Genomic DNA, 24,803 nt, shown 5'->3' on the forward strand with positions numbered 1-24,803 from the left:
TAATGCCCAAACGCACTGACATTTCCTCCATCCTCATCATCGGCGCAGGTCCAATAGTCATCGGGCAGGCGTGCGAGTTCGACTATTCGGGGACGCAGGCGTGCAAGGCGCTGCGCGAGGAGGGCTATCGCATCATCCTCGTCAACTCGAACCCCGCGACGATCATGACCGATCCCGATCTGGCGGACGCGACCTATGTCGAGCCGATCACCCCCGAGATCGTCGCCAAGATCATCGAGAAGGAGCGCCCCGACGCGCTGCTGCCGACGATGGGCGGGCAGACCGCGCTCAACACCGCGCTCACGCTGTTCAACGACGGCACGCTCGAAAAATATGGCTGCCAGATGATCGGCGCCGATGCCGAGGCGATCGACAAGGCCGAGGACCGACTGAAATTCCGCGACGCGATGGACAAGATCGGCCTTGAAAGCGCGCGCTCGCGGATCGCGCATTCGATGGACGACGCGATGGCCGCGCTCGAATTCGTCGGCCTGCCCGCGATCATCCGCCCGAGCTTCACGCTGGGCGGCACCGGCGGCGGCGTCGCCTATAACAAGGACGAGTTCGTCCACATCGTTACGACCGGGCTCGAAGCCTCGCCGACGACCGAGGTTCTGATCGAGGAATCGCTCCTCGGTTGGAAGGAATATGAGATGGAGGTGGTGCGCGACCGCAAGGATAACGCGATCATCATCTGCTCGATCGAGAATGTCGATCCGATGGGGGTTCATACCGGGGACTCGATCACCGTCGCGCCCGCGCTGACGCTGACCGACAAGGAATACCAGATCATGCGCAACGCGAGCATCGCCTGCTTGCGTGAAATCGGCGTCGAAACAGGTGGTTCGAACGTGCAGTTCGCGGTCAATCCCAAGGATGGCCGCCTGATCGTGATCGAGATGAACCCGCGCGTGTCGCGCTCTTCGGCGCTCGCCTCCAAGGCGACGGGCTTCCCGATTGCCAAGGTCGCGGCGAAGCTCGCGGTCGGCTACACGCTGGACGAGATCGACAACGACATCACCGGCGCGACGCCCGCGAGTTTCGAGCCGACGATCGACTATGTCGTCACCAAGATCCCGCGCTTCGCCTTCGAGAAGTTCAAGGGCTCCGAGCCGATCCTCTCGACCGCGATGAAGTCGGTGGGCGAGGTGATGGCGATCGGACGCAACATGCATGAATCGATACAGAAGGCGCTGCGAGGGCTCGAGACCGGGCTTTCGGGCTTCAACACCATCGACCACCTGATCGGCGCGCCCAAGGACGACATCGTGGCGGCGCTGTCACGCGCAACGCCTGACCGGCTGCTGATCGCTGCGCAGGCGCTGCGCGAGGGGCTGACCGTCGAGGAAATCCATCAGATTTCCAAATATGATCGCTGGTTCCTCGAGCGCATGGCCGAGATCATCGCCGCGGAGCGTGAGGTGATCGAAAACGGTCTGCCGCGTGAGACGAAGAGCATGCGCCGCCTCAAGGCGATGGGCTTCTCGGACAAGCGGCTCGCCTGGCTTGCGCTGCAATCGGCGCATCTGGCCAAGGGCATGGACCGTGCGGTCGCGCGCGGGTCGGGGCTGATCCGCGAGGCGGTGGTCGCGATGACGGGCGGGGTGACCGAGCAGGAGGTGCGCAAGCTGCGCCACAAGCTCGGCGTGCGCCCCGTCTTCAAGCGCATCGACACCTGCGCCGCCGAGTTCGAGGCGAAGACGCCTTACATGTATTCGACCTATGAGGCGCCCGCCTTCGGCGAGCCCGAGTGCGAATCCCAGCCCACGGACCGCAAGAAGGTCGTCATCCTCGGCGGCGGCCCCAACCGGATCGGGCAGGGGATCGAGTTCGACTATTGCTGCTGCCACGCGTGCTTCGCGCTCGATGAGGCGGGCTATGAAACGATCATGATCAACTGCAATCCCGAGACGGTCTCCACCGATTACGACACCTCGGACCGGCTCTATTTCGAGCCGCTGACCGCGGAGGACGTGCTCGAGATCCTGCATGTCGAGCAGCAGAACGGCACGCTTGCCGGCGTAATCGTACAGTTCGGCGGCCAGACGCCGCTGAAGCTCGCCCAGGCGCTTGAGGATGCGGGCATCCCGATCCTCGGCACCAGCCCCGACGCGATCGACCTTGCCGAAGACCGCGAGCGCTTCGCCGCGCTCGTAAACAAGCTCAAGCTCCTCCAGCCCGCCAACGGCATCGCACGCAGCCGCGAGGAAGCAATCGCGGTCGCCGAGCGCATCGGCTATCCCGTGCTGATCCGCCCCTCCTATGTGCTCGGCGGGCGCGCGATGGAGATCGTCGACGGCCAGCAGCAGCTCGAGGACTATATCCAGACCGCGGTGCAGGTGTCGGGCGACAGCCCTGTCCTGATCGACCAGTATCTGCGCGACGCGATCGAGGTCGACGTCGACGCGATCTGCGACGGCGACGATGTCGTGGTCGCGGGCGTGCTCCAGCATATCGAGGAAGCGGGCGTCCATTCGGGCGACAGCGCATGCACCATCCCGCCCTACAGCCTGCCGCAGGACATCATCAGCGAGATCGAGCGCCAGACCGAGCTGCTTGCGCACGCGCTCGAGGTGAAGGGCCTTATGAACATCCAGTTCGCGGTGAAGGACGGCAAGGTCTTTCTGATCGAGGTCAACCCGCGCGCCAGCCGCACAGTGCCCTTCGTGGCCAAGGCGATCGGCCAGCCCATCGCCAAGATCGCCGCGCGCGTGATGGCGGGCGAGAAGCTGAAGGACCTGCCGACGATCGACCGTCACGCGATCAACCATGTCGCGGTGAAGGAGGCGGTCTTCCCGTTCGCGCGCTTCCCCGGCGTCGATCCGGTGCTGTCACCAGAAATGAAATCCACCGGCGAAGTGATGGGAATCGACAAGGATTTCGCAATCGCCTTCGCCAAGTCGCAGCTTGGCCTGGGCGACGACCTGCCGCTCGAAGGCACGGTGTTCGTGTCGGTCAAGGATACCGACAAGCTCGTCGTGCTGCCGGGCGTGCGCCTGCTTTCCGAAATGGGGTTCAGCATTCTCGCGACGGGCGGCACCGCCGACTTCATCGAAGACGCCGGTATCGCGGTCGAACGGGTCAACAAGGTGGCGCAGGGGCGCCCCAATATCGTCGATCGGATCAAGGATGGCGAAGTCGACCTGATCTTCAACACCACCGAGGGCTGGCAGTCGCACAAGGATTCGCAGTCGATCCGCGTATCCGCACTATTGGGCAAGGTTCCATACTATACGACGGCGACGGCGAGCGTCGCTTCGGCACGCGCGATCGAAGCGCTTCGGAACCAGAGCCTTGAAGTGCGGTCGCTGCAATCCTATTATTCAGCCTCACACGCCTGATCCCGACAAATTATAGCGTGGCGGGCGGCTTTTCACTTCAGGGGTGAAGCCGCTTGGGGGAAGCTTTGACAAAGGACAGTTGGATGGCGACCGTCGAAAAATTGCCGATGCTGGCAGAGGGCTATGAGAAGCTGACGGAAGGTCTCCGCCGCCTCAAGGCCGAGCGCCCGGAGATCGTGGATGCGATCGAGGAAGCGCGCGCGCACGGCGACCTGTCGGAAAACGCGGAATATCACGCCGCCAAGGAACGGCAGGGCCAGATCGAGGCGTCGATCGCGGATATCGAGGACCGCCTCAGCCGCGCGCAGATCATCGATCCCACGACGCTGTCGGGCGACAAGGTGATCTTCGGCGCGACCGTGACGCTGCTCGACGAGGACGAAAAGCCCGTCAGGTATCAGATTGTCGGCCAGACCGAGGCGGACGCCAAGGTGGGCCGCATCTCGTACAACTCGCCGCTCGGCCGCGCGCTGATCGGGCGCCAGGTCGACGACGAGGTCGAGGTTTCGGTGCCCTCGGGCGACCGCTACTATCTGGTGTCCAAGATCGAATTCATCTGATCGCCGGGATGCGTATCCCGCAGGGTAAGGTGACCAACGCGCTGGTGATCGCCACCAGCGCGATCTGGTTGCTGCTGACGTTGACGGGTTATGAGGATCTGGCGGTTGGCATCGGGGGTTTCTTCCCCGCACGACTGTCGGGGGCGCTAGCGCTCGAAGGGGCGCTGCCCGCCTGGCTGACGCCACTTTCGGCGGTGCTGCTTCACGCCGATCTGTTCCACCTCGCCTTCAACATGCTGATGCTGTTCTATTGCGGCCGGTTCGTCGAGGCAGCGATTGGTCGTTGGGGACTGGGCGTGCTCTATCTCGCCGGCGCCTATGTATCGGCGGGCGCCGAATATTTCTGGGATCCGGGCAATGTCGCGCCGATGATTGGCGCCAGCGGGGCGATATCCGCGATTTTCGGTTGCTATGCGATGCTGTTCGGCCAGAACAGGATCCGGCCGCTGGGTCCAATTCCCGCGCGCGTGATCCAGATCGCCTGGCTGGCTGTCGCCTGGATCGTCATTCAGGCACTGCTCGGCATTGCGACATGGGGTTCGATGACGCGCATTGCGATCGCCGCGCATATCGGCGGCTTCATCGTGGGACTGCTGCTCGCGCGCCCGCTGCTGCTCTGGCGCTACCGCAAGGCGTGATGGCACGCTCCGGCTCTCGCCGAGCGCGTTGTCAATGCTTATGCGCCCTTGTTCGCCGGCGCGATCAGGTCGGGCTGGAGCAGGCGGTGCAGATGGACGACGACATATTTCATCTCGGCGTCGTCAACGGTGCGCTGTGCCGCCGCGCGCCACGCCTTTTCGGCGCTGGCATAGTCGGGAAAAACGCCGACGATATCGATCGATTTCAGATCGTCGAAATCGAGGGTCTGCGGATCGCTGACGCGACCGCCGAAGACGAGGTGCAGTTTGCTCATGAAGGTGTCACCAAATCTGTTGGGATTTGCGGTGGTCCCTAGGCAGGCTGCGCCTCGCCGTCAATCTTGACGTAGCGGAAATCAGCCCTTCTTGCCCGATCCGCCGACACTCTTGCCCGCGGCCGAGCCGGCTTCTTCGATCGCGGTGACCACTGCGCCGACAAACTGGCCGAGCTGTGACTTGGCTGCGTCGGCATTGATGCCAAGCGCGTCGAGCTTCTTCTGCCCCGCACTCTTCGCCGCCTTCGCCGCCGTGGACGCGCTCTGATTGATCTTCTTGCCGGTCGCTCCCAGCGCCTTGGTCTCGCGCTCGGTGCGCGGCAGCAGCGAACCGACCAGTGCTCCCAGCGCAATGCCGCCGACGAGGAAGGCGAGGGGGTTATCCTGCACCTGTTGGCTCGTCTTGGCCTTGGCGGCCCTGGCGCCCTGCTCGGCGCTGGAATAGGCCTTGCGTGCCTTCGCCTTACTGCTTTCCAGGGCTTCGGACGCCTTGGCGCGGCCGCTGGCATAGGCCGCCTCGGCGCGTTCGCGTGCGGCGTGCGCGCTTTCCTTCACCTGCTCACTCGCAACGCCAAGCTTCTCGCTCGCCAGCGCCGAAACCTTGCGGGCATTGTCGCTGATCGGGTTCGTCATGTTTCATCCTCCATTCCGGCGGGCGCTAGGCGGGCGCCTTGTGCCTGGGTGTAACTCTTGCGGGGCGGGGGCAGTTGCCTCGGGGCGCGAAAAGGCCGAAGCGACGACATTCCACAGCGTCCCCCGGAAGAACCAGGCTATCACCGCCGCCACCGCGCCGGCCGCAACCGCGGGACGCTCCTTCACCAGCGCAATGCCTTCCTGTGCGAGTTCCTCCACCTTTTCCCGCAGTTCCTCCACGGCTTCCTCGATCAGTGCGCTAGGCTTGAGCCGCCCCTGGATCTCTACAAGCAGCTGGGTCAGTTGCTGACGTGCACGTGCCGCCTCCTCGCGCGCAAGAACAAGTTCGCGTTCGGTTCGGCTCATCTGCCCGCCCCGAATTCGTCCAGGTCGTTGCGGACCTTTTCGCTCACGATGCTGAACAACAAAGCCATGACGGCGAGCGCCAGGATCGCGATCAGCAGCGCCGCCCCCACAACCCCGATAAAGGGTGCCAGCGCAAACACCGCGGCCATCAGCAGCAAGATCGTTGCACATAGCCCGAGCAGCGCGCCGATCGCTGCAAAGACGATATATTTGCGATAGCCTGCCAGGCGATGCAGCGCCTGTGCTCGATAGAGCTTGATTTCGGCCTTTACAAAGGTTTCGGCGTCATCGACGAGCTGCCCAAGCAGATCGCCGATGCCCTCTTCCTCCTGCTCCACACGCTGATCACTCACCGCTGGCTCCCCTCACGTCGGTGAAGTTCAGGCCTTCTTGTTCGATCCGGAGTCATCCGAACCCGCCTTGATCAAGCGCGCAAGCACGAAGCCGACCGCTGCAGCCGCGCCTATCGCGACGGCGGGACTTTTCTTCACGAAATCTCCCGCGTCCTTGACGAGTGCGTCGACATCCTTGCCCTTCAGCGTCGTCGCGAAGCTGGCCACCGCTTCAGCCGCCTTGCGCGTATAGTCGCCATATTGCGCGCCGACGCGCTCGTCGACTGTTCCCGCGGCGTCGCCGATCAGTTTTGCGACATTATCGAGCGCGCCTGTCGCGCGATCCTTGCCCTGTGCCGCAAGCTCGTGTGCACGCTCGCTCGCCTGCTGCTTGAGCGCCTTCGCTTCCTTTTTCACCGCCGCGGTCGCCTCATTGGCCTTGGCCTTGAGCGGCGAGGGCTTGGCCTTGGCCTTGGCCTTGGGCGCTGCACGGGTCGCCGCCTTCTTCACAGGCTCCGCCTTCTTGGCGATGGGCTTCGGCGCAGCGCTCGCTGCCGTCTTCGGTACCGCGGGTTTCCTGGCAGCCGGCTTCTTTGCCGCGGTCTTCTTGGGGGTCGTGCCTTCAGCCATGAACATGTCTCCCATCTGCGGAATTCGATTCACAGCTACAACAATCGCGATTGCGAACGGGTTCCGCAAGGCTTTCGGGGCAATTGCCTTTGCATGGCTTCCCCGATAGGAGGCCCGCAACCTTTCCCACCCACCCAAGAAAGCGAGACACATGACCGCGATCATCGACGTTCACGCACGCCAGATCCTGGACAGCCGGGGCAACCCGACCGTGGAGGTCGACATCCATCTGGAAGACGGCAGCTTCGGCCGCGCTGCGGTGCCCTCGGGTGCCTCGACGGGTGCGCATGAAGCGGTCGAGAAGCGCGACGGCGACAAGGGCTATTATCTCGGCAAGGGTGTCACCCAGGCGATCGAGGCGGTGAACGGTGAGATCGCCGAGGCGATCCTCGGCCTCGATGCCGAGGACCAGAGCGAAGTCGACGCAGTGATGATCGACCTCGACGGCACCGAGAACAAGGGCCGGCTCGGCGCGAACGCGATCCTCGGTGTCAGCCTCGCCACGGCAAAGGCCGCGGCGGACTCGCGTGGCCTCCCGCTCTATCGCTATGTCGGCGGGGTTTCGGCGCACATGCTGCCCGTGCCGATGATGAACATCATCAACGGCGGCGAGCATGCCGACAACCCGATCGACTTCCAGGAATTCATGGTCATGCCCGTCGGCGCCGACAGCATCGCCGAAGCGGTGCGCTACGGCGCCGAGATCTTCCACACGCTCAAGAAGGGCCTGTCCGAAAAGGGCCTGTCGACCGCGGTCGGGGATGAAGGCGGTTTCGCGCCCAATCTGGCGTCGACCACCGACGCGCTCGACTTCATCATGGCAAGCATCGAGAAGGCAGGTTACACGCCCGGCGACGACGTCGTGCTCGCGCTCGACTGCGCTTCGACCGAATTCTTCAAAAACGGCGCCTATCAGATGGTGGGCGAGGGCAAGACCTTCTCGCCCGCCGAGATGGCCGACTATCTCGCCGACCTGTGCGCACGCTATCCGATCCTGTCGATCGAGGACGGCATGGCCGAGGACGATCTCGAGGGCTGGAAGATCCTGACCGACAAGATCGGCGGCAAGGTTCAGCTGGTCGGCGACGACCTGTTCGTCACCAACCCCGCGCGCCTTGCAATGGGCATCGACAAGGATCTCGCCAACTCGCTGCTGGTCAAGGTCAACCAGATCGGCACGCTCACCGAGACGCTCGAGGCGGTCAGCATGGCGCACCGCGCGGGCTACACCGCGGTGATGTCGCACCGTTCGGGCGAGACCGAGGATTCGACGATCGCCGATCTCGCGGTCGCGACCAACTGCGGCCAGATCAAGACGGGCAGCCTTGCGCGTTCGGACCGGCTCGCCAAGTACAACCAGCTCATCCGCATCGAGGAGGAGCTGGGCACCGTCGCGCGTTATGCGGGTCGCGCGATCTTCGGCTGAGGTAGCGAAAGCCGCTCGATACTGCCCGGAATCGGCTTTTGTGCCGCCGTACGTCGCAAAAGGCGTGCGGCGGCACAAAAACGGCTTGCGTCGGCGAATCGGCTGTGATTCAAGGAATCACGATGACACGCGCGATTTCCGCCCTTTCCCTGCTTCGTTCGGCCGCACCGACTGCGATCATGATGCTCGTGATCGCGATCTTCGGCGGCTATGCGGTGGTGGGGAAGAATGGCGTGCTCGCCTGGGGCGATTATAGCCGCCAGCTCGATCAGCAGCGCGTCGAGCTCGCCAAGCTCGAGAAGCAGCGCGATCTGCTGCAGAACCGCGTCGCTTTGCTTGATCCGAAGAAGGCCAATCCCGATATGGCGGACGAGTTGATCCGTCGCGAACTCGGGCTTGCGCATCCCGACGAAGTGATCGTTCCGCTCAATTGATTTTTTGAGGTCGATTTTGCGGCTTGCCGTTGCGGAATCCGTGACGGCGCGCTTATAGACGCCTCGTTCCTTTCCTCCCTCCCTAGGTGAACGACTTGGCAAGAGCATCATCAGCGAAACCGTCCAAGAGTGCGCCGGCCCCGCTAACCAATCGCGAGCGGCCCGGCGAACCCGAGCGCTACAAGGCGAGCAAGGAAGAATTGCTCCAGTTCTACCGCGACATGCTGCTCATCCGCCGCTTCGAGGAAAAGGCAGGCCAGCTCTACGGCCTCGGCCTGATTGGCGGCTTCTGCCACCTCTATATCGGCCAGGAGGCCGTGGCCGTCGGCCTTCAGTCGGCGCTGAACGGGGAAACCGACAGCGTTATCACGGGCTATCGCGACCATGGCCACATGCTCGCCTATGGCATCGATCCCAAGGTGATCATGGCCGAGTTGACCGGGCGCGAGGCGGGCATCAGCCGCGGCAAGGGCGGCTCGATGCACATGTTCTCGGTCGAGCATAAATTCTACGGTGGCCACGGCATCGTCGGCGCGCAGGTGTCGCTGGGCACGGGCCTCGCCTTCAAGCACAAATATTCCAAGGACGGCGGCGTCGCGATGGCCTATTTCGGCGATGGCGCGGCCAACCAGGGCCAGGTCTATGAGAGCTTCAACATGGCCGAGCTCTGGAAGCTCCCGATCATCTTCGTGATCGAGAACAACCAGTATGCGATGGGCACCTCGGTCAACCGCGCTTCGGCCGAAGACCAGCTTTATCGCCGCGGTGAGAGCTTCCGCATTCCCGGCATCCAGGTCGACGGCATGGACGTGCTCGCCGTGCGTGGTGCTGCCGAAGAGGCGGTCGAATGGGTTCGTTCGGGCAAGGGCCCGATCCTGCTCGAGCTCAAGACCTATCGCTATCGCGGCCACTCCATGTCCGATCCCGCCAAATACCGTTCGCGTGATGAGGTGCAGGCGGTCCGCGACAAGTCCGACCCGATCGAAGCGGCGAAGCGCGAGCTCGAGAAGCTCGGCGTCAGCGAGGATGCGCTGAAAGACATCGACAAGGAAATCCGCAAGGTCGTCAGCGAGGCTGCCGATTTCGCGGAAACGTCGCCCGAACCCGACGCTTCCGAACTCTATACCGACGTGCTGGTGGATCAATATTGATGGCTGTAGAACTCAAGATGCCCGCGCTTTCCCCCACCATGGAGGAAGGCACGCTCGCCAAGTGGCTCGTCAAGGAAGGCGATGAGGTCAAATCGGGCGACATTCTCGCCGAGATCGAGACCGACAAGGCCACGATGGAATTCGAGGCGGTCGACGAAGGCACGATCGCGAAGATCCTCGTCGCCGAAGGAACCGATGGCGTGAAGGTCGGCACGGTGATCGCGCTGATCGGCGGAGAAGGGGAGGAGGCCGCGACGCCCGCCCCGGCGCCGACGGCAGCCGAACCCGCTCCCGCCGCGACTCTCCCCGAGAGCGAGGCCGGCAGCGCGAAGAAGGCCGAAAGCGGTACGCAGAAGCTGGCGTCAGAAGCTAAGGCGCAGGTGGCCGACCCCGCGATCCCTGCGGGCACCGAAATGGTAAAGACCACGGTGCGCGAGGCGCTGCGCGACGCGATGGCCGAGGAAATGCGCGCAGATGAACGCGTGTTCGTGATGGGCGAGGAAGTCGCCGAATATCAGGGCGCGTACAAGGTGACGCAGGGCCTGCTCGAGGAGTTCGGAGCCGAGCGCGTGATTGACACGCCGATCACCGAATATGGCTTTGCGGGCGTCGGCACGGGCGCGGCGATGGCGGGGCTGCGACCGGTCGTCGAGTTCATGACCTTCAACTTCGCGATGCAGGCGATCGACCACATCATCAACTCGGCCGCCAAGACCAACTACATGTCGGGCGGACAGATGCGCTGCCCGATCGTGTTCCGTGGTCCCAACGGCGCCGCGAGCCGCGTCGGAGCGCAGCACAGCCAGAATTACGGCCCCTGGTACGCCTCGGTCCCCGGCCTGATCGTCATTGCGCCCTATGACGCCGCCGATGCCAAGGGGCTCCTGAAGGCCGCGATCCGCTCGAACGATCCCGTCGTCTTCCTAGAGAACGAGCTGATGTACGGTCGCAGCTTCGAGGTGCCCAAGCTCGACGATTACGTCCTCCCGATCGGCAAGGCGCGGATCATGCGCGAAGGCAAGGACGTGACGCTGGTCAGCTATTCGATCGGCGTGGGCGTTGCGCTCGACGCTGCTGAAAAGCTCGCAGCCGAGGGGATTGATGCCGAGGTGATCGACCTTCGCACGCTGCGCCCGCTCGACACCGCGACCGTGCTGCAGAGCCTCAAGAAGACCAACCGCATGGTCGTGGTCGAGGAAGGCTGGCCGGTCTGCTCGATCTCGAGCGAGATCGTCGCGGTGGCAATGGAGCAGGGCTTTGACGATCTCGACGCCCCCGTCATGCGCGTGACGAACGAGGACGTCCCGCTGCCCTATGCGGCGAACCTCGAAAAACTGGCACTCATCGACTCAGACCGCGTGGTGACGGCGGTCAAGAAGGTCACCTATCGCTGATCAGCTGGTATAGTTCGCGCACGAGGCGACCGGTGCGTTGCCCGGATTGTATATCTGGGCAAGGTCGCGCTCGTCGCGAACGAGATAAGCCGCGGTATAGCGGATGCGCGGCGTGCCGAAGAGCGCCGAGCTGACGATCGGCTCATAGTCGTACGTGATCTCGACGAACATCACGGCGTTGTTGGCCGGGGCGGTAACGCGCGTACCGGCTGGCCCCATGCCCGGGAAGCTCGTCCCCGTCGCGCCGGTTCCCTGAACGCCGTAGCTTGAATCGTAATTCTTCAAGCCCAAGCAACGCTGCCAGTGGACCCATTGGCCGCCATCCGCATTGCGCTCCAGGCTCGAAATGACGATGCGGCCGCGCTCGGTCAGCTTGAGCCGTCCCGCCTGAAGCTTGGCCGCTACAAGGCTGTCGTTGACATCAACTTCTCGGATCTGGGTGAGCGCCAGCGGATTGTCCTCGCCAATGCGCGACGTGTTGTCGGCCATGCCAAGCGCGATCTGGCTGATGCGCTGGTGCGAAAGTGCCAGATTGGTCGCTTCGATGCCGTACAGCCCCATCGCGAGCACCGCCGGGAACGTGTAGGCGAATTCGACATAGGCGACCGCGGACGTGTCGCGGCGAAGTGCGTTGCATACGCGCCGCAGCTGTCGGATCATGCGCATACCGCCTCCGCTTGTTGGGCGCCAAAAGGTTGGTTGCGCAGGATCGTGGTGGCCGAAACCTCCCGGTGACTGGGCCAGCCGAGAAACTTGCCGAGCGGGAAGAGCAGCGGGTAGCTCACGGTCATCTTGTAGCTGACGATATCGTCGGCGCCGCCCTGGCCATCGGCACCTTGCTCGGCGTCCCAACGTCCGTTGCCGTTGGTATCGACAAAGCATTCGCCGGTATCATGGATGCCATTGGCGTTCGTATCGGTGAATTCCTCTGCCAGACCAATGCGGCTGAATGAACGATAGCTCTTGCGCGTCGATGTGAAGGTCGCCTGCTTCGAGATTCCCCGAACCATGGCTTGCACGGCTCCATCAATCTCGGATGCCTTAGCCGCGCCCGATTCCAGCGTGGAGTCCCGGCCCGCCTTGTTGAGAGCGCCTTCGAGCACCGTCTGGACATAGGCCTGATAGCCAAGCTCCATCATGCCCATGGTAAGCACAAGCATGATTGGCGCGATGATCGCGAACTCGACCACGGTAGCGCCCTGGCGATCATTCGCGAGACGCCGCTTGGCGGGGCGCAAGGCGATCATTTGGACAATCTCAGTTCCGCGATGCGCGTCGCGATTTCCTTGAAGCGCTGTTTGAGCTGCTCGGTGGTGGTGGCTGCCAGTGCCTTGCCCGGGCTCGCACAGGCTACCATCTCGGGCGTCTGCGCAGTGGCGAAGGACACGGTCCATACCATGACGTTGCGCGCCTTGATCGCTTCGCACACGGCGCGGAAACGCTCGAGGTGCCGCAGCGCCAGGTCATTATTGTCCGGATCCTGGCCGGGGCCGGTGATCCGGCGGTCCAGCTTTTCATAGCCATAGGTGCCATAAAGCGCGGAGTTGGGCTGCATGGCGCCGTCGGTCATGAAAATGACGTGGCGGTTGATCTGGCGCCGGTTGGGTGCGGTCGCGTTATCAGCCGCGAACAGGCCGGTCGGGGATACAAGCCGCCCACCCCAGATGATGCCAAGATCGAGATAGGTGCTGCCGACAGGATTGAGTGCGTTGACATAGGTCTGCACATCGCCGCGCGTCATCACGTCCAGCTTGCGTGCAGCCGCAGGGCAGTAGGTGGTGGGGTTCGACCCGTCATTGGAGCTGTTCACATCGGCATAGCTGTTGCGGTTGAACACGACGCGCGACCAGGCGGGCGCCCAGCGGGTATCCGGATCGGACGTCGGGATCATGTCGATGTCCAGATCCCATGCCTGGTTATAGGGCGAGGTCTTGAGATCATCGGCGTTGTCGGGGAAAGTCGCTTGCCCCTCGAGCGTCTTGCGCTCCTCGATGCATTTGTTGGACCAGTTCACCGAGGTGGTTGTGACGCCGGTCCCCTGCTGCGCGAGTTCCAGCGGGTTGTACTGCCCCGCGGCCGGCATCGTGCCGTCTTTGCCGAAGGCCATCGTAACGCTGCCGCCCGTCTTGAACTGGCTGGTGTCGTACGGCACTTCTTTCTTGAAGGTCCAGTTGGTGAACTTGTACCTTCCCGTGTAATTCTGCACGTGCTGGACGCGCTTGCGGCGGCAGCTGCGGTCGCCGCCCGAACTGTCAATGCCGGTGTCCGTCCAGCCCCAGTCATCGCCCGCATCCGAGTCGTTCGAATAAGTGATGTGCGTAGTTGCTGCAGGCGGCGGTCCGCCACCGGTCTGCACCGGATTCCCCGTCTGCGCAGGATTGAAGCCACTGAAGCTCTCGTTGCGTCCATATTTCGAACAATTGTTCTGCGAGATCGAGATCGGGTTGCCCGATCCGTCCGCGTAGGTCTCCTTGGTCAGCGTCGCCGTGGAACCGACGGTGTAGTCTGGCGTATTGTAGTTGGCGAGCCGTGATTGATATTTCGTTTGATCTTTCAGCCAGTTGGCCTGGAGCAAGCCACCAACGTTGACGCCCGACGAGAACGGCACGAAGCCGTAGCGCACCCGCGCAGTGTCGCTCATCGCCGAATCGAGAACGTCGTAGAAGCCCATCACCGCCGAGCGCAGCGCCACGATGCGCGACGTCGACCCGCCGTTCACGTCGTTGCCCGCCGCGTCCCAGTCCATCGATCCGGTCGTGTCGAGGACAAACATGATATCGGCATTGGCGATTTCGAGGCGCGCATCGCAAGCTACCGTCATGGCGAGCGAGGGCACGTTGAACAGCCGCATCAGCGTCATGGGGACCGTGGCGGTTGCGCTCGCGGTGACCTGACCATCGTCGGTACCCGTCGGAGTGAAGGCCGCGCCCGTCGAGCCGAAGCTTCCTTGCGGATAGTTTGAATTGAAGAATTTGCTCGCTTCGGCCTTCGCGACAGTATCGTCATCGAAATCCGCTGCGGTCATCGCGCGGCGTCCGGCAAGCGCACCGGCGTCGCAAGCCTGCTGCAAGCGCGACTTGACCATATAGGCACGGCCCATGTCGAACGCGGAGCCCGCGATGCCGATGATCGGAAACATCGCGGCGGCCATCATCAGCATCGTGTTGCCGGCGGTGTCACAGGCGAGTCTCGCGAGTTGCCCGCGGCTCCAACCCTTTGCTTTATGTCCCGTTTTCATGCTCTGGCCTTACCCCCAAGCGCTGCATAGATTGCGCGACAGCCTGCACCGTGCCACGGCGCGGCTAATGAGAGCTGACGGGGCGTGGTTAATCGCCCATTTTCCATGAATGAGTTTGGTTTACGAGGAAGTGGCGTGACGCCTTCGATCGATCCCGAAATCGCGCTTTCGATGGCTTATGCGCCGCCCGCGCGGCGCGCGGCGCTGGAAACCATATGGGCGCTGGACGCGCAGCTGGCGGGCATAATTCGTTCCACGACCGAACCGATGATCGGCGCGATGCGGCTGACCTGGTGGCGCGATGCGATCGGCGCGCTGGCAGGCGGGGGGCCCCCCGCCGAACCGCTGCTGCAACGGCTGCATGAAACGCTGGTTGCCGGCGGAGAGGGCACGGGGCGGCTCGCCGACATGGCCGAAGGCTGGATTGCGCTGCTCGATCCGCTGCCGCTCCCGACCGCCGTGCTGGAAGATTATGCGCGGCAGCGCGGCGGGGTGCTTTTTGCCGAGATCGGGCGCGTGCTGGGCGCGACCGATACTGCCGGGCTCGAAACCGCAGGCGCGGGCTGGGCGCTGGTCGATTTCGCATTTCGTTGCAGCGACCGCAAGACCGCCGAAGCAGCACTTGCGCTTGCCGGCCCAATGCTGCGAGGAGCGCTGTCGACTCGCTGGCCACGCGCAGCGCGACCGCTCGGCATGCTCGCGCATCTGGCGTTGCGCGATGCCGAGGCCGGGCTCGACGCCGCGCGCCGCCCCGGTTCGCCGGGCCGGGCGCTGCGGATGCTCCGCCATCGCCTCACCGGACGCTGAGACTTGATATCGGAGGCGAAACGAGCCTAGCCTCGCCGCATTGGAGGCGGGAGGACGATATGGGGCGTTTCCTGGCAGGCGTGGGATCGGCGTTGCTGCTGGCCACGGCGGGCATATTCTGGTGGCAGAGCCGGGCGGAGAGCGAGCCCGTGCTGCCCAATGCACCGGCGGTGCAGTCGGCGGGCCTGCCACTGCCCGGAGACCCGCTCCCCGCGCCTCCTGAGGCCAGCGCGCAATCGCGCGAGGAAAGGCGCTTCGGACGTGCGGACAAGGACAGGAACGGCGCTGTCAGCACCGAGGAATATTTTGCGAGCCGCCGCAAGGCCTTCGGCAAGCTCGACGCCAATGGCGACGGGCGGCTGAGTTTCGACGAATGGGCGATCAAGACGCGCGAGAAATTCGCCAAGGCCGACGCCGACCGTTCACGGGCGCTGTCGCGCGCAGAGTTCGCGACGACGGCTCCGGTTCGCAAGCCCAAGGCCAAACCCGATTGCCCACCGCCGCCCGCGCCAAGAGGCGAGGACGAGGACGCGTGATCAGGCGAGCTCGCTGACCCATTCGTCGAGCGCCTCGCGCGCACGCGCAGTGTAGAGCAGCTTGCGATCGGCCTTTTTGGTGCGCCCCTCGATCGGCGGGAACAGGCCGAAATTGACGTTCATGGGCTGATAGCTCTCGACCTCGGCGCCGCCGGTGATGTGGCCGAGCAACGCGCCCAGCGCGGTGGTAACCGGCGGACTGTCCATTTCCTTGCCGAGCAGCTCGGCTGCAGCGAAGCGCCCCGCGAGCAGGCCGACCGCCGCGGATTCGACATAGCCCTCGCATCCCGTGATCTGCCCCGCGAAGCGGATGTTGGGTCGCGACTTGAGGCGGAGCTGGCCGTCGAGCAGCTTGGGCGACTGGATGAAGGTGTTGCGGTGCAGCCCACCCAGCCGCGCGAACTCGGCGTTCTCTAGCCCGGGGATCATGCGGAAGATACGGATCTGCTCGGCATATTTGAGCTTGGTCTGGAAGCCGACGATGTTCCAAAGCGTCCCCAGCGCATTGTCCTGACGCAGCTGGACGACGGCATGGGGCCAGCGCCCGGTGCGCGGATCATCGAGCCCGACGGGCTTCATCGGGCCATAGCGCAGCGTGTCGACCCCGCGCTCGGCCATCACCTCGATCGGCATGCACCCCTCGAAATAGGGCGTGTCCTTCTCCCACTCCTTGAATTCGCCCTTTTCGCCGTCGAGCAGCGCCTGATGGAAGGCGACATACTGCTCCTTGTCCATCGGGCAGTTGATGTAGTCGTGCCCTTCACCCTTGTTCCAGCGCGACTGGAACCAGCAGATGTCCATGTCGATGCTGTCGCGGTGGACGATCGGCGCGATCGCGTCGAAAAAGGCAAGCGAGTCCTCGCCGGTCTGTGCGCCGATCGCGGCGGCGAGGCCTTCGGCTGTGAGCGGGCCGGTGGCGATAATCGCGGGCCCCTCGGGCAGCGTATCCACCCGTTCGCGCACGATCTCGATATTAGGATGCGCGGCGAGCGCGGCGGTTACGGCTTCGGAAAAGCCGTCACGGTCGACCGCGAGCGCCGAGCCCGCGGGCACCTTGTGCGCGTCGCCCTTGGCCATGATCAGCGAGCCCAATGCCCGCATTTCGGCATGGAGCAGGCCGACCGCATTGCGCTCGGCGTCGTCCGAGCGGAAGCTGTTCGAGCAGACGAGCTCGGCGAGATGGTCGGTCTGGTGTGCGGGAGTCATCGTGCCCGAACCGCGCATCTCGGACAGCCGGACCTTCACCCCTGCATTGGCGAGCTGCCACGCCGCTTCCGAGCCGGCGAGTCCGCCGCCGATGATGTGGATCTGATGTGTCACTGGGGTCCTTAACTTCACAAACTTCTCGCACATGGCGATAAAAATGCGCCCGTCACGGGAGCGAAATGCACGCCTTCGCGACGAGAATACCGAAAGTGGCGGCTGTAGGACAGCCCGTGGCTTTGCGCTAGGCTTGCAGTCATGCGGATCTTCACCATCGGCTATCAGGGCGCCACGCAGGTCGAACTGATTGCGGCGCTGAAGCAGGCGGGCGTCGAGCGGCTGATCGATGTCCGGGCGGTGCCGCTGTCGCGCAAGCCGGGCTTTTCCAAGACCGCGCTCTCGGGTGCGTTGCAGGAGGCGGGGATCGACTATGTCCATCTACGCGCGCTCGGAACGCCGCCCGCAGGGCGCTATGCCGCGCGCAAGGGCGACCGCGCGACGATGGAGGCGGTCTATGCCGGGCAGCTCGAACAGCCCGAGGCGATCGCCGAGGCCGCGATGATGCGCGATCTCGCGGCGGAAAAGCCGAGCGCCTTGCTCTGCTTCGAGCGCGATCCCGCGATCTGCCACCGCACCGTGCTGCTGGAGAGGGTTGCGGACGTCGCCGAAGTCGTTGATCTCTTCGCCTGAAGAGGAGAGGAACCATGCTCGATCATGTCGGCTTTGCGGTTTCGGACGCCACGCGCTCGCGCGCCTTCTACGAAAAGGCGCTGGCGCCGCTGGGCATCACGCTCATCATGGAGGTGGGGCCCGACCTGACCGAGGCGGGCGGCACCGCGTTCGGCTTCGGCAGCAACGGCAAGCCCTATTTCTGGATCGGCGACAATGAGCGCGTGGGGGAGGGGACGCATATCGCCTTCACCGCGAAGACCCGCGCCGAGGTCCACGCCTTTTACGACGCGGCGCTGGCGGCGGGCGGCACCGACAATGGCGCGCCGGGGCTGAGGCCGCATTATCATCCCGATTACTATGGCGCGTTCGTGAGGGATCCCGACGGGATCAACGTCGAGGCGGTGTGCCATAGTCCGGAGTGAGAGCAATGAAAAACGATCAACACTGTCATTCCGGACGTTAGATTTGACCGAAAAACCTCCAGGTTTTTCGTCGGCAAGTCTTGCGATCCGGAATCCATGAACACGGAGCCTGAACATCGAAACTCGGTGTTCATGGATTCCGGGTTCCAAGCCGAACCAGCGAAAACCGTCGGTTTTCGGGTTCGTCTAGGCCCCGGAATGACGATGAGGCAGGGGGGTACATTTTGGGGAGGACCGCATTTTGGCTGGTGATTGCCAGCCTGTTCTTCGGACTGAGCTATCCGCTGGTCTGGGACCTCGGTTGGCCCGGGGCGGCGAGCACCGCCTGGAAGGGCGCGGGCGTGGCACTGCTCGCGCTGGCCGCGGCTATGGAGGCGCGCGGGCGCGACGGCTGGCTGCTAGTCGGGCTGCTCGGCTTCGGCGCGCTGGGCGATGTGCTGCTGGTGGGCAGCATGACGATCGGCGCGATCGCCTTCATGATCGGCCATGCGCTCGCGATCTGGCTCTATCTCCGCAACCGGCGCGAGGCGCTGTCGACGAGCCAGAAGGCGCTGGCGATGCTCGTCATCCCCGCCTCGGTGTTCATCGCCTGGACACTCCCTGCCGACCGCGCGCAGGCGCCGGGCATTGCGGTCTATGCGCTGTTCGTGGCCGCGATGGCGGCGGCAGCATGGACCAGCCGCTTTCCGCGCTACCGCACCGGCATCGGCGCGATGATGTTCGTCGCCTCGGACCTGCTGATCTTTGCACGGATGGGGGCACTGGAGGGCGCAGCATGGCTCGGGCTGGCAATCTGGCTGCTCTATTATGTCGGGCAGTTGCTGATCTTCCTTGGGGTGGCGCGAACGTTGCAATCGAACGCGGCGGCGCCGACGGGCTGACCCCGCCTATGGCAGGATCGCGATGATCCGTGTCGGGCCGCCGGTGCCGCCCCTGATCTTCATGGGCAGCGCGATCAGCGTGGCCCCCTTGGGCGGGAGCCGGTCGAGGTTGGCGACATTTTCGAGCCCGTAGATGTTCGCGGCGGCAAGTGCGCGATGCGCGCGAAAATCCTTCGAAGGGCCGTGATCGAGGCTGGGGGTGTCGATGCCGACCGCGTCGATTTTGCGTTGGTTGACGAGAAACTCGGCCGCCTCGCGCGAGATGCCGGGGAAGTGCAGATTGGCGGTATCCCCGGGCTTGTCGGTGCCCAGATAACGCCTGCGATCGCCCCAGAACCGGCCCCAGCCGGTGCGGACGAGCAGGATCGACTGGTCGGGCAGGGGGCCATGCCGGGCCTCCCATCGCGTGATGTCGCCAAGCGTGAGCAGATAGTCGGGATTGTCGCGGCACGCCTCGGTGACGTCGATCACCATCGCGGGCCCGACGAGTTTGGCGGGCGGGATCTCATCCGCGGTCTGGCCGCGCTCGGCGAAATGGATCGGGGCGTCGAGATGCGTGCCGCCGTGCTCGCTCGCGCCGTAGCGTGCGGCGGTGTACCAGAAGCCCGACGGCGTTGGCCCCCAGCTTTCCTTTTCCCATGTGAATGCCCTGGCGGTGGGCCAATAGATCGTCTTGTCGTCGAAGCTGTAGGTCAGATCGACGATTCGGTTCTCGTCGATCGTGCCGCCATCGGCCGGCGCAGGAGCGGCGCCGCAGCCCGCAAGCGAGGCCACCGCAATCGCACAGCCCATCCAGCGATATCGGAGTTTCATCGATGCCTCCGCGTATCCGACGAGAATAGCGGACCGAAGCGTTCAGGGACAGCGGAGGAGCGGAGAGCGGACGTGCCGTTTGCGATGTCCGCTTTCGACCCCGTTGTGGGCGATAATCCTCCCCGGTACGGGGAGGTGGCAGCCCGTAGGGCTGACGGAGGGGCTGCGCTGAAGCGACGGTGTCGTACCAGCCCCTCCACCATGCTTCGCATGGTCCCCCTCCCCGTGCCGGGGAGGAACTGGAACGACCGCTTCTCACCCCACCTTGGACTTTCCTGCTAACCGGTAACCTCGTCCGTGGGCGCGACGCATTGCTTGTCGCGGAACGGCGCCCATTTCTCGCACTGGCGGCCGTCGGGCAGATGGAAGGCGCCATGTTGCCCGCCGCCCTTGCGCGTCCTGTGGTTCTTGCGCCTAAAGATACCCGCGGTATCGCGCGTTTTCAAAGCGTAGGGAAGACGTGGCTTCCCTGCGCGTCGAGCGGCAGAGGCGCTGCTGCAATGACGGCGCTGCGCGGCAGCACCCCGTAATAGTGTGGAAAGAGCTGGCCGCCGCGCGAGGGTTCCCATTTCACGCCGTCGCCGAGCGCGGCGAGGTCGACCGTGGCGAGCACGAGCCCGTCCTGCCCCGCGAAGTGCTTTGCGGCGGTCTCGCGCACCTGATCGGCCGTCGACATATGGATATAGCCGTCAGCGAGGTCCACCGGCGCGCCCTTGAAGCGGCCGGTGCTCTCGAGTTCCGTCCACTCATCGGCGGTCAGGATCTTGTAAGCAACGGCGCTCATTCGTCGGCGGCGGGAGCCTCGGGCGCCGCGCCCTCGACCGCTTCGGCGCCAGCTTCGCCTTCCGCTTCTTCCTCGTCGCTTTCCTCGATCTTGGCGGCCGAGACGACATGTTCGTTGTCGGCGACGTTGAACAGTCGGACGCCCGCGCTGTTGCGGCCGATGACGCGGAGCGAATCCAGCCCCATGCGGATCAGCTTGGCCTGATCGGTGACGAGCATCAGCTGGTCGCTGCGTACGGCCGGGAAGCTGGCGACGACAAGGCCGTTGCGCGCGATATTGTCGATATTGGTGATGCCCTGACCGCCGCGGCCCGTGCGGCGATATTCATAGGCCGAGCTCAATTTGCCATAGCCATTGGCGCAGACCGTCAGGATGAACTGCTCGCGCTCCTGAAGCTCGGCGAAGCGCTCGGGCGCCATTTGCGGCGAACCTTCCTTCTCGGCCTTCCACGGGGCGAAGCGGAGATAATCCTCGCGCTCCTCCTGATCCTGCACGCCGGCGCGGTGCAGGATGGAGAGCGAGATCACCTCGTCGCCGGCGGCGAGGCGGATGCCGCGCACGCCCGTCGAGTTGCGGCTCTGGAACTCGCGCACATCGTCGCCGGGGAAGCGGATCGCCTTGCCCTGGCGCGTGGCGAGAAGGACGTCGTCATTCTCGTCGAGCAGCGCGACGCCGATCAGGCGATCGTCCTCGTCCTCGCCCTCGAACTTCATCGCGATCTTGCCGTTCGACGGGACGTTGGTGAACGCGTCCATCGAGTTGCGGCGCACCGAACCTTTGGCGGTGGCGAACATGACGTGGAGCTTGCCCCATTCATTCTCGTCCTCGGGGAGCGGCAGCACGGTCGAGATCGTCTCGCCGGCGGCGAGCGGGAGCAGGTTGATGAGCGGGCGTCCGCGCGTGGCCGGCCCGCCCTCGGGCAGGCGCCACACCTTCATGCGGTAGACCTTGCCGTGTGTCGAGAAGAACAGCACCGGGGTGTGCGTGCTGGTCACGAACAGGTTGGTGACGGCATCCTCGTCCTTGGTCGCCATGCCCGCGCGGCCCTTGCCGCCGCGTGCCTGGGCGCGGAAGGTGTCGAGCGTAGTGCGCTTGATATAGCCCTGCATCGTGACGGTAACGACCATCTCCTCGCGCTCGATTAGGTCCTCGTCGTCGATGCCGTCGGCAGCGGGGGCGATGATCGTCTTGCGCGGGGTGGCGAATTCGTCGCGGACGGCCTCGAGTTCCTCACGCATCACTGCGTAGAGTTTCACGCGGTCGGCGAGGATCGCGAGCAGTTCGGCGATGCTGGAGGCGAGCGTCTGAAGCTCGCCGCCGATCTCGTCGCGGCCGAGTGCGGTCAGCCGGTGCAGGCGCAGATCGAGAATGGCGCGCACCTGCGCGTCGGAGAGTTTGTACGTGTCGCCCTCGACCTCATGCTCCACCGCCTCGACGAGCCGGATATAGGGCGCGATCTCCGAAACCGGCCATTCGCGCGCGAGCAGGCTGGCGCGCGCCTCGGCGGGGCTCGACGACCCGCGGATGATGCGGACGACCTCGTCGAGATTGGTGACCGCGATGACCAGGCCGAGCAAGATATGCGCACGCTCGCGCGCCTTTTTGAGCTCGAACTTCGAGCGGCGGGTGATCACTTCCTCGCGGAACTTGACGAAGGAATCGATGATGTCGCGGAGCGCCAGCGTCTCGGGACGGCCGCCGCGGATCGCGAGCATGTTCGCGGGGAAGCTCGACTGGGCGGGCGTGTGGCGCCAGAGCTGGTTGAGCACGACCTCGGGGGTCGCGTCGCGCTTCAGGTCGATGACGATGCGCACGCCCAGACGGTTGGATTCGTCGCGGATGTCACTGATGCCCTCGATCCGCTTGTCCTTGGCGGCTTCGGCGATCTTCTCGACCAGCCCGCTCTTGCCCGTCTGATAGGGGATCTCGGTGAGCACGATCGAGCGGCGATCGCCGCGGCCTTCCTCGATCTCGTACTTGGACCGCACGATGATCGAGCCGCGGCCGGTGTGATAGGCGCTGCGCGCGCCCGCCTGGCCGAGAATCGTCGCGCCCGTGGGGAAGTCGGGGCCGGGGATGATCCCGATCAGCTCCTCGGTGGTGATCGCCGGATTTTCCATCATCGCGAGGCAGCCAGCGATGACTTCGCCCAGATTGTGCGGCGGGATGTTGGTCGCCATGCCGACCGCGATGCCGCCGGCGCCGTTAACGAGCAGGTTGGGGAAGCGCGCGGGGAGGACCTGCGGCTCGCTTTCCGACGCGTCATAGTTGGGTGTGAAGTCGACGGTGTCCTTGTCGAGATCGTCGAGCAGGCTGTTGGCGACCTTGGCGAGGCGCGCCTCGGTGTAACGCATCGCGGCGGGCTCGTCGGGGTCCATCGAGCCGAAATTGCCCTGGCCGTCCATGAGCATGACGCGCATCGACCAGTCCTGCGCGAGACGCGCCAGGGCCATGTAGATCGCGCTGTCGCCGTGCGGGTGGTACTTACCCATGACATCGCCGACGATGCGGCTGCACTTGCGATAGGGCCGGCCCGCGACATAGCCCGCCTCGTGGCAGGCATAGAGGATGCGGCGATGCACGGGCTTGAGGCCGTCGCGCACATCGGGCAGCGCGCGACTGACGATGACCGACATGGCGTAGTCGAGATAGCTCGACTTCATCTCGTCGACGATGTTGATGGGCGTAATGTCCGAAGGATCGGCGAGGATCGTCTCGTCGGTGCTCAAGGTGCTGCTTTCAGAAAGTGATTCCTATGATCGAACATCCCTAGAGCATGGGGGCGATCAATGCCAGCCCTCGCGCGCGGGCACGCGCGTACGCGCACGCGGGAGATTGCGGCCTTCAGGGTGCGATTTCGGTGCCGTCCCAGCCGAGGAACGAGCCGCTGTCGCGCACGCCCAGACCGTCGATCGCGTCGAGCAATTGCAGCGCCGCGCGCTCGGGATCGGGCGCGTTGCCGGGATCGATCGCCACGATCACCGCGCGGCGCTTGTCACGCGCGTTTTCGATCGCCAGCGTCTTTATCAGCATGTTGAGCGCCGCCTTGGACGCGCGATAGGCGGGGGCGCCGCCCAGGCGATTGTCGGTGAAGCTGGCGTCACGTGCCGAAAGTGCGACGAAGACGGGTGTGCCCGCTGTGTCCAGCAGTGGCACGAAATGCTTGGCGACAAGCGCGGGACCGATCGCGTTGACCGCGAAATTCCGGGCGAGGCGATCATGATCGAGATCGCCGATCGACGCCTCGCCGGCGTCGCGATGGCCGGTCGCGACGATCACGAGCGAGGGGGCCGGACCGGCGGCGACGCGCGCTGCGGCGGCGGCAATGCTGGCTTCATCGAGGATGTCGATATGATCGGTGCCGCTGCGGCTGCGCGCGAAGCCATAGACCCGATCATATGCGCCCTCGTCGACCAGCGTCGCCTCGAGCGCCGCGCCGATCCGGCCCGATGCGCCGATGACGACCGCAGAGCCGCTCATCGCCGGACGAAGCGCCAGAGATCGCCTTCGGATCCTTCCGCATCGAAGGCATAGCCGTCGCTGTCGAAGCCCTTGAGAGATTCCGGATCGGACAGACGATGCTCGCAGATATGGCGCGCCATCATCCCGCGCGCGCGCTTGGCGGCGAAGCTGTTGAAGCGCAGGTCGCCATTGGGCCCGATCTCGCGGAAGTCGATGGTGATGACGCGGACATGTTCGGGCAGCCGGCCCTTGATCGCGCCCCAATATTCCTGGCTGGCAAGGTTGACGATCGTGTCGCCGCCCTCGGCCTCAAGGTCGGAGACCGCGAGGTCAGCGATGCGGTTGCCCCAGAAGCCATAGAGATCGCCCGTCGCAGGCGCCCAGCGCGTTCCCATTTCGAGGCGATAGGGTCGAATGCCGTCCAGCGGACGCAGCAGGCCGTAAAGGCCCGAAAGGATGCGCACACGATCCTGCGCGAAGGCGATCGCTTCGTCGGGGAGGCTCTTGGCCTCGAAACCGGTATAGACGTCGCCCGCAAAGGCGAAGAGCGCGGCGCGCGTCGGCAGATTCTCGAAATTGGCGTAGCGCTCGGCATTGAGCACCGCCAGATTCTCCGAAATGTCCATGATCGCCTGCAGGCGCGCGGCCGACAATTCCGACGCCGCGCCCGCGATGATCATCGATTCGGTCTCGAAGCGGGGCGAAGTCTCGATCAAGGGCGGGATTGCGGACTTGTAATCGAGCGTCTTGGCGGGGGACAAAAAGGCAAGCATCGGCGCCCGTTAGCCGAAGCCCCGCCGCGAGG

Annotated in this window: 26 protein-coding genes; 12 read left to right on the forward strand and 14 right to left on the reverse strand. The window is 64.6% G+C overall.

Annotation, left to right across the window (positions count from 1 at the left end; genetic code table 11):
- Nucleotides 1-2 precede the first annotated feature (2 nt).
- The 3 genes from carB to AC3WJD_RS01315 all read left to right on the forward strand — a co-directional run bounded on the left by carB (nt 3) and on the right by AC3WJD_RS01315 (nt 4,539).
- Nucleotides 3-3,341 carry a carbamoyl-phosphate synthase large subunit gene (gene carB / locus AC3WJD_RS01305; protein WP_492743791.1) on the forward strand — a complete coding sequence of 1,113 codons (3,339 nt, stop codon included), beginning with the start codon at nt 3-5 and terminating at the stop codon, nt 3,339-3,341.
- An 83-nt stretch (nt 3,342-3,424) separates the two neighbouring features.
- On the forward strand, nt 3,425-3,901 hold the full coding sequence (greA, locus tag AC3WJD_RS01310; protein ID WP_492743792.1) for a transcription elongation factor GreA: 477 nt from the start codon (nt 3,425-3,427) through the stop codon (nt 3,899-3,901).
- Between the two features lie 8 nt (nt 3,902-3,909).
- Complete coding sequence (locus tag AC3WJD_RS01315) at nt 3,910-4,539, forward strand: rhomboid family intramembrane serine protease (protein WP_492743794.1); 630 nt, start codon at nt 3,910-3,912, stop codon at nt 4,537-4,539.
- 38 nt (nt 4,540-4,577) lie between these two features.
- On the opposite strand, the gene AC3WJD_RS01320 is transcribed toward AC3WJD_RS01315, so the two are convergent.
- The 5 genes from AC3WJD_RS01320 to AC3WJD_RS01340 all read right to left on the reverse strand — a co-directional run bounded on the left by AC3WJD_RS01320 (nt 4,578) and on the right by AC3WJD_RS01340 (nt 6,775).
- Complete coding sequence (locus tag AC3WJD_RS01320; RefSeq protein ID WP_492743796.1) at nt 4,578-4,814, reverse strand: DUF4170 domain-containing protein; 237 nt, start codon at nt 4,812-4,814, stop codon at nt 4,578-4,580.
- An 81-nt stretch (nt 4,815-4,895) separates the two neighbouring features.
- Nucleotides 4,896-5,447: a hypothetical protein gene (locus AC3WJD_RS01325; RefSeq protein ID WP_492743797.1), complete on the reverse strand. Its 552-nt coding sequence runs from the start codon at nt 5,445-5,447 to the stop codon at nt 4,896-4,898.
- A gap of 3 nt (nt 5,448-5,450) precedes the next feature.
- Nucleotides 5,451-5,813 (reverse strand): hypothetical protein, encoded by a 363-nt coding sequence (locus AC3WJD_RS01330; RefSeq protein WP_492743798.1) that lies wholly within the window; start codon nt 5,811-5,813, stop codon nt 5,451-5,453.
- Nucleotides 5,810-6,166 carry a phage holin family protein gene (locus AC3WJD_RS01335; RefSeq protein WP_492743799.1) on the reverse strand — a complete coding sequence of 119 codons (357 nt, stop codon included), beginning with the start codon at nt 6,164-6,166 and terminating at the stop codon, nt 5,810-5,812. Before AC3WJD_RS01335 ends, AC3WJD_RS01330 begins: the two co-directional genes overlap by 4 nt.
- Before the next feature lie 27 nt (nt 6,167-6,193).
- Nucleotides 6,194-6,775 (reverse strand): hypothetical protein, encoded by a 582-nt coding sequence (locus AC3WJD_RS01340; RefSeq protein ID WP_492743801.1) that lies wholly within the window; start codon nt 6,773-6,775, stop codon nt 6,194-6,196.
- A 151-nt stretch (nt 6,776-6,926) separates the two neighbouring features.
- Here AC3WJD_RS01340 and eno point away from each other — a divergent pair, with 151 nt between their 5' ends.
- The 4 genes from eno to AC3WJD_RS01360 all read left to right on the forward strand — a co-directional run bounded on the left by eno (nt 6,927) and on the right by AC3WJD_RS01360 (nt 11,180).
- Nucleotides 6,927-8,201, forward strand: coding sequence for a phosphopyruvate hydratase (gene eno / locus AC3WJD_RS01345; RefSeq protein ID WP_492743803.1), 1,275 nt, complete (start codon nt 6,927-6,929; stop codon nt 8,199-8,201).
- A gap of 122 nt (nt 8,202-8,323) precedes the next feature.
- Complete coding sequence (locus AC3WJD_RS01350) at nt 8,324-8,635, forward strand: FtsB family cell division protein (protein ID WP_492743805.1); 312 nt, start codon at nt 8,324-8,326, stop codon at nt 8,633-8,635.
- 95 nt (nt 8,636-8,730) lie between these two features.
- A complete protein-coding gene (gene pdhA, locus AC3WJD_RS01355) occupies nt 8,731-9,786 on the forward strand; it encodes a pyruvate dehydrogenase (acetyl-transferring) E1 component subunit alpha (protein ID WP_492743807.1) in 1,056 nt (351 codons plus the stop codon).
- Nucleotides 9,786-11,180: a pyruvate dehydrogenase complex E1 component subunit beta gene (locus AC3WJD_RS01360; protein WP_492743809.1), complete on the forward strand. Its 1,395-nt coding sequence runs from the start codon at nt 9,786-9,788 to the stop codon at nt 11,178-11,180. Before pdhA ends, AC3WJD_RS01360 begins: the two co-directional genes overlap by 1 nt.
- Here the strand turns inward: AC3WJD_RS01360 and AC3WJD_RS01365 are convergent, their stop codons facing one another.
- The 3 genes from AC3WJD_RS01365 to AC3WJD_RS01375 are packed head-to-tail and all read right to left on the reverse strand — an operon-like array spanning nt 11,181 to nt 14,418.
- Nucleotides 11,181-11,840, reverse strand: a complete 660-nt coding sequence (locus AC3WJD_RS01365; protein WP_492743811.1) for a TadE/TadG family type IV pilus assembly protein — start codon at nt 11,838-11,840, stop codon at nt 11,181-11,183. It lies immediately after the preceding gene.
- Nucleotides 11,837-12,370 (reverse strand): TadE family protein, encoded by a 534-nt coding sequence (locus tag AC3WJD_RS01370; protein WP_492743813.1) that lies wholly within the window; start codon nt 12,368-12,370, stop codon nt 11,837-11,839. The genes AC3WJD_RS01365 and AC3WJD_RS01370 overlap by 4 nt, the downstream gene beginning before the upstream one ends.
- 53 nt (nt 12,371-12,423) lie before the next feature.
- Complete coding sequence (locus tag AC3WJD_RS01375) at nt 12,424-14,418, reverse strand: pilus assembly protein (protein ID WP_492743815.1); 1,995 nt, start codon at nt 14,416-14,418, stop codon at nt 12,424-12,426.
- Between the two features lie 135 nt (nt 14,419-14,553).
- Between AC3WJD_RS01375 and AC3WJD_RS01380 the strand changes: the two genes are divergently transcribed.
- Both AC3WJD_RS01380 and AC3WJD_RS01385 read left to right on the forward strand, forming a co-directional pair.
- Nucleotides 14,554-15,225: a squalene/phytoene synthase family protein gene (locus tag AC3WJD_RS01380; protein ID WP_492743817.1), complete on the forward strand. Its 672-nt coding sequence runs from the start codon at nt 14,554-14,556 to the stop codon at nt 15,223-15,225.
- 59 nt (nt 15,226-15,284) lie between these two features.
- Entirely contained in the window at nt 15,285-15,761 is a 477-nt protein-coding gene (locus tag AC3WJD_RS01385) for an EF-hand domain-containing protein (protein WP_492743818.1), read from the forward strand.
- Here AC3WJD_RS01385 and trmFO read toward each other — a convergent pair whose 3' ends face one another.
- Nucleotides 15,762-17,081 (reverse strand): methylenetetrahydrofolate--tRNA-(uracil(54)-C(5))-methyltransferase (FADH(2)-oxidizing) TrmFO, encoded by a 1,320-nt coding sequence (trmFO, locus tag AC3WJD_RS01390; protein WP_492743820.1) that lies wholly within the window; start codon nt 17,079-17,081, stop codon nt 15,762-15,764. It abuts the gene before it with no gap.
- A 141-nt stretch (nt 17,082-17,222) separates the two neighbouring features.
- Here trmFO and AC3WJD_RS01395 point away from each other — a divergent pair, with 141 nt between their 5' ends.
- From AC3WJD_RS01395 to AC3WJD_RS01405, 3 genes are all read left to right on the forward strand, one after another.
- Complete coding sequence (locus tag AC3WJD_RS01395) at nt 17,223-17,654, forward strand: DUF488 domain-containing protein (protein ID WP_492743822.1); 432 nt, start codon at nt 17,223-17,225, stop codon at nt 17,652-17,654.
- Nucleotides 17,655-17,668: 14 nt separating this feature from the next.
- Nucleotides 17,669-18,058, forward strand: a complete 390-nt coding sequence (locus AC3WJD_RS01400) for a VOC family protein (RefSeq protein ID WP_492743824.1) — start codon at nt 17,669-17,671, stop codon at nt 18,056-18,058.
- Nucleotides 18,059-18,282: 224 nt separating this feature from the next.
- Nucleotides 18,283-18,939 (forward strand): lysoplasmalogenase family protein, encoded by a 657-nt coding sequence (locus tag AC3WJD_RS01405; protein ID WP_492743826.1) that lies wholly within the window; start codon nt 18,283-18,285, stop codon nt 18,937-18,939.
- 6 nt (nt 18,940-18,945) lie between these two features.
- Here the strand turns inward: AC3WJD_RS01405 and AC3WJD_RS01410 are convergent, their stop codons facing one another.
- From AC3WJD_RS01410 to AC3WJD_RS01430, 5 genes are all read right to left on the reverse strand, one after another.
- Nucleotides 18,946-19,752, reverse strand: a complete 807-nt coding sequence (locus AC3WJD_RS01410) for a cyclase family protein (RefSeq protein WP_492743828.1) — start codon at nt 19,750-19,752, stop codon at nt 18,946-18,948.
- Between the two features lie 442 nt (nt 19,753-20,194).
- On the reverse strand, nt 20,195-20,536 hold the full coding sequence (locus tag AC3WJD_RS01415; RefSeq protein WP_492743830.1) for a DUF952 domain-containing protein: 342 nt from the start codon (nt 20,534-20,536) through the stop codon (nt 20,195-20,197).
- Nucleotides 20,533-23,265 (reverse strand): DNA gyrase subunit A, encoded by a 2,733-nt coding sequence (gene gyrA / locus AC3WJD_RS01420; RefSeq protein ID WP_492743832.1) that lies wholly within the window; start codon nt 23,263-23,265, stop codon nt 20,533-20,535. Before gyrA ends, AC3WJD_RS01415 begins: the two co-directional genes overlap by 4 nt.
- A 115-nt stretch (nt 23,266-23,380) precedes the next feature.
- Nucleotides 23,381-24,016 (reverse strand): SDR family oxidoreductase, encoded by a 636-nt coding sequence (locus AC3WJD_RS01425; RefSeq protein ID WP_492743834.1) that lies wholly within the window; start codon nt 24,014-24,016, stop codon nt 23,381-23,383.
- Nucleotides 24,013-24,771 (reverse strand): YaaA family protein, encoded by a 759-nt coding sequence (locus tag AC3WJD_RS01430; RefSeq protein ID WP_492743836.1) that lies wholly within the window; start codon nt 24,769-24,771, stop codon nt 24,013-24,015. Before AC3WJD_RS01430 ends, AC3WJD_RS01425 begins: the two co-directional genes overlap by 4 nt.
- Nucleotides 24,772-24,803 lie beyond the last annotated feature (32 nt).

This window comes from Sphingobium sp. FW306-1B-F04DB (genome assembly GCF_058781925.1).

Coding starts and splice junctions, on each gene's coding strand:
- AC3WJD_RS01410 (WP_492743828.1), bottom strand. CDS start 19,752: ATGAAACTCCGATATCGCTGGATGGGCTGTGCGATTGCGGTGGCCTCG.
- AC3WJD_RS01425 (WP_492743834.1), bottom strand. CDS start 24,016: ATGAGCGGCTCTGCGGTCGTCATCGGCGCATCGGGCCGGATCGGCGCG.
- carB (WP_492743791.1), top strand. CDS start 3: ATGCCCAAACGCACTGACATTTCCTCCATCCTCATCATCGGCGCAGGT.
- AC3WJD_RS01400 (WP_492743824.1), top strand. CDS start 17,669: ATGCTCGATCATGTCGGCTTTGCGGTTTCGGACGCCACGCGCTCGCGC.
- AC3WJD_RS01430 (WP_492743836.1), bottom strand. CDS start 24,771: ATGCTTGCCTTTTTGTCCCCCGCCAAGACGCTCGATTACAAGTCCGCA.
- AC3WJD_RS01320 (WP_492743796.1), bottom strand. CDS start 4,814: ATGAGCAAACTGCACCTCGTCTTCGGCGGTCGCGTCAGCGATCCGCAG.
- AC3WJD_RS01360 (WP_492743809.1), top strand. CDS start 9,786: ATGGCTGTAGAACTCAAGATGCCCGCGCTTTCCCCCACCATGGAGGAA.
- AC3WJD_RS01365 (WP_492743811.1), bottom strand. CDS start 11,840: ATGATCCGACAGCTGCGGCGCGTATGCAACGCACTTCGCCGCGACACG.
- AC3WJD_RS01330 (WP_492743798.1), bottom strand. CDS start 5,813: ATGAGCCGAACCGAACGCGAACTTGTTCTTGCGCGCGAGGAGGCGGCA.
- eno (WP_492743803.1), top strand. CDS start 6,927: ATGACCGCGATCATCGACGTTCACGCACGCCAGATCCTGGACAGCCGG.
- greA (WP_492743792.1), top strand. CDS start 3,425: ATGGCGACCGTCGAAAAATTGCCGATGCTGGCAGAGGGCTATGAGAAG.
- AC3WJD_RS01350 (WP_492743805.1), top strand. CDS start 8,324: ATGACACGCGCGATTTCCGCCCTTTCCCTGCTTCGTTCGGCCGCACCG.
- AC3WJD_RS01415 (WP_492743830.1), bottom strand. CDS start 20,536: ATGAGCGCCGTTGCTTACAAGATCCTGACCGCCGATGAGTGGACGGAA.
- AC3WJD_RS01395 (WP_492743822.1), top strand. CDS start 17,223: ATGCGGATCTTCACCATCGGCTATCAGGGCGCCACGCAGGTCGAACTG.
- AC3WJD_RS01325 (WP_492743797.1), bottom strand. CDS start 5,447: ATGACGAACCCGATCAGCGACAATGCCCGCAAGGTTTCGGCGCTGGCG.
- AC3WJD_RS01340 (WP_492743801.1), bottom strand. CDS start 6,775: ATGGCTGAAGGCACGACCCCCAAGAAGACCGCGGCAAAGAAGCCGGCT.
- AC3WJD_RS01385 (WP_492743818.1), top strand. CDS start 15,285: ATGGGGCGTTTCCTGGCAGGCGTGGGATCGGCGTTGCTGCTGGCCACG.
- AC3WJD_RS01315 (WP_492743794.1), top strand. CDS start 3,910: ATGCGTATCCCGCAGGGTAAGGTGACCAACGCGCTGGTGATCGCCACC.
- AC3WJD_RS01375 (WP_492743815.1), bottom strand. CDS start 14,418: ATGAAAACGGGACATAAAGCAAAGGGTTGGAGCCGCGGGCAACTCGCG.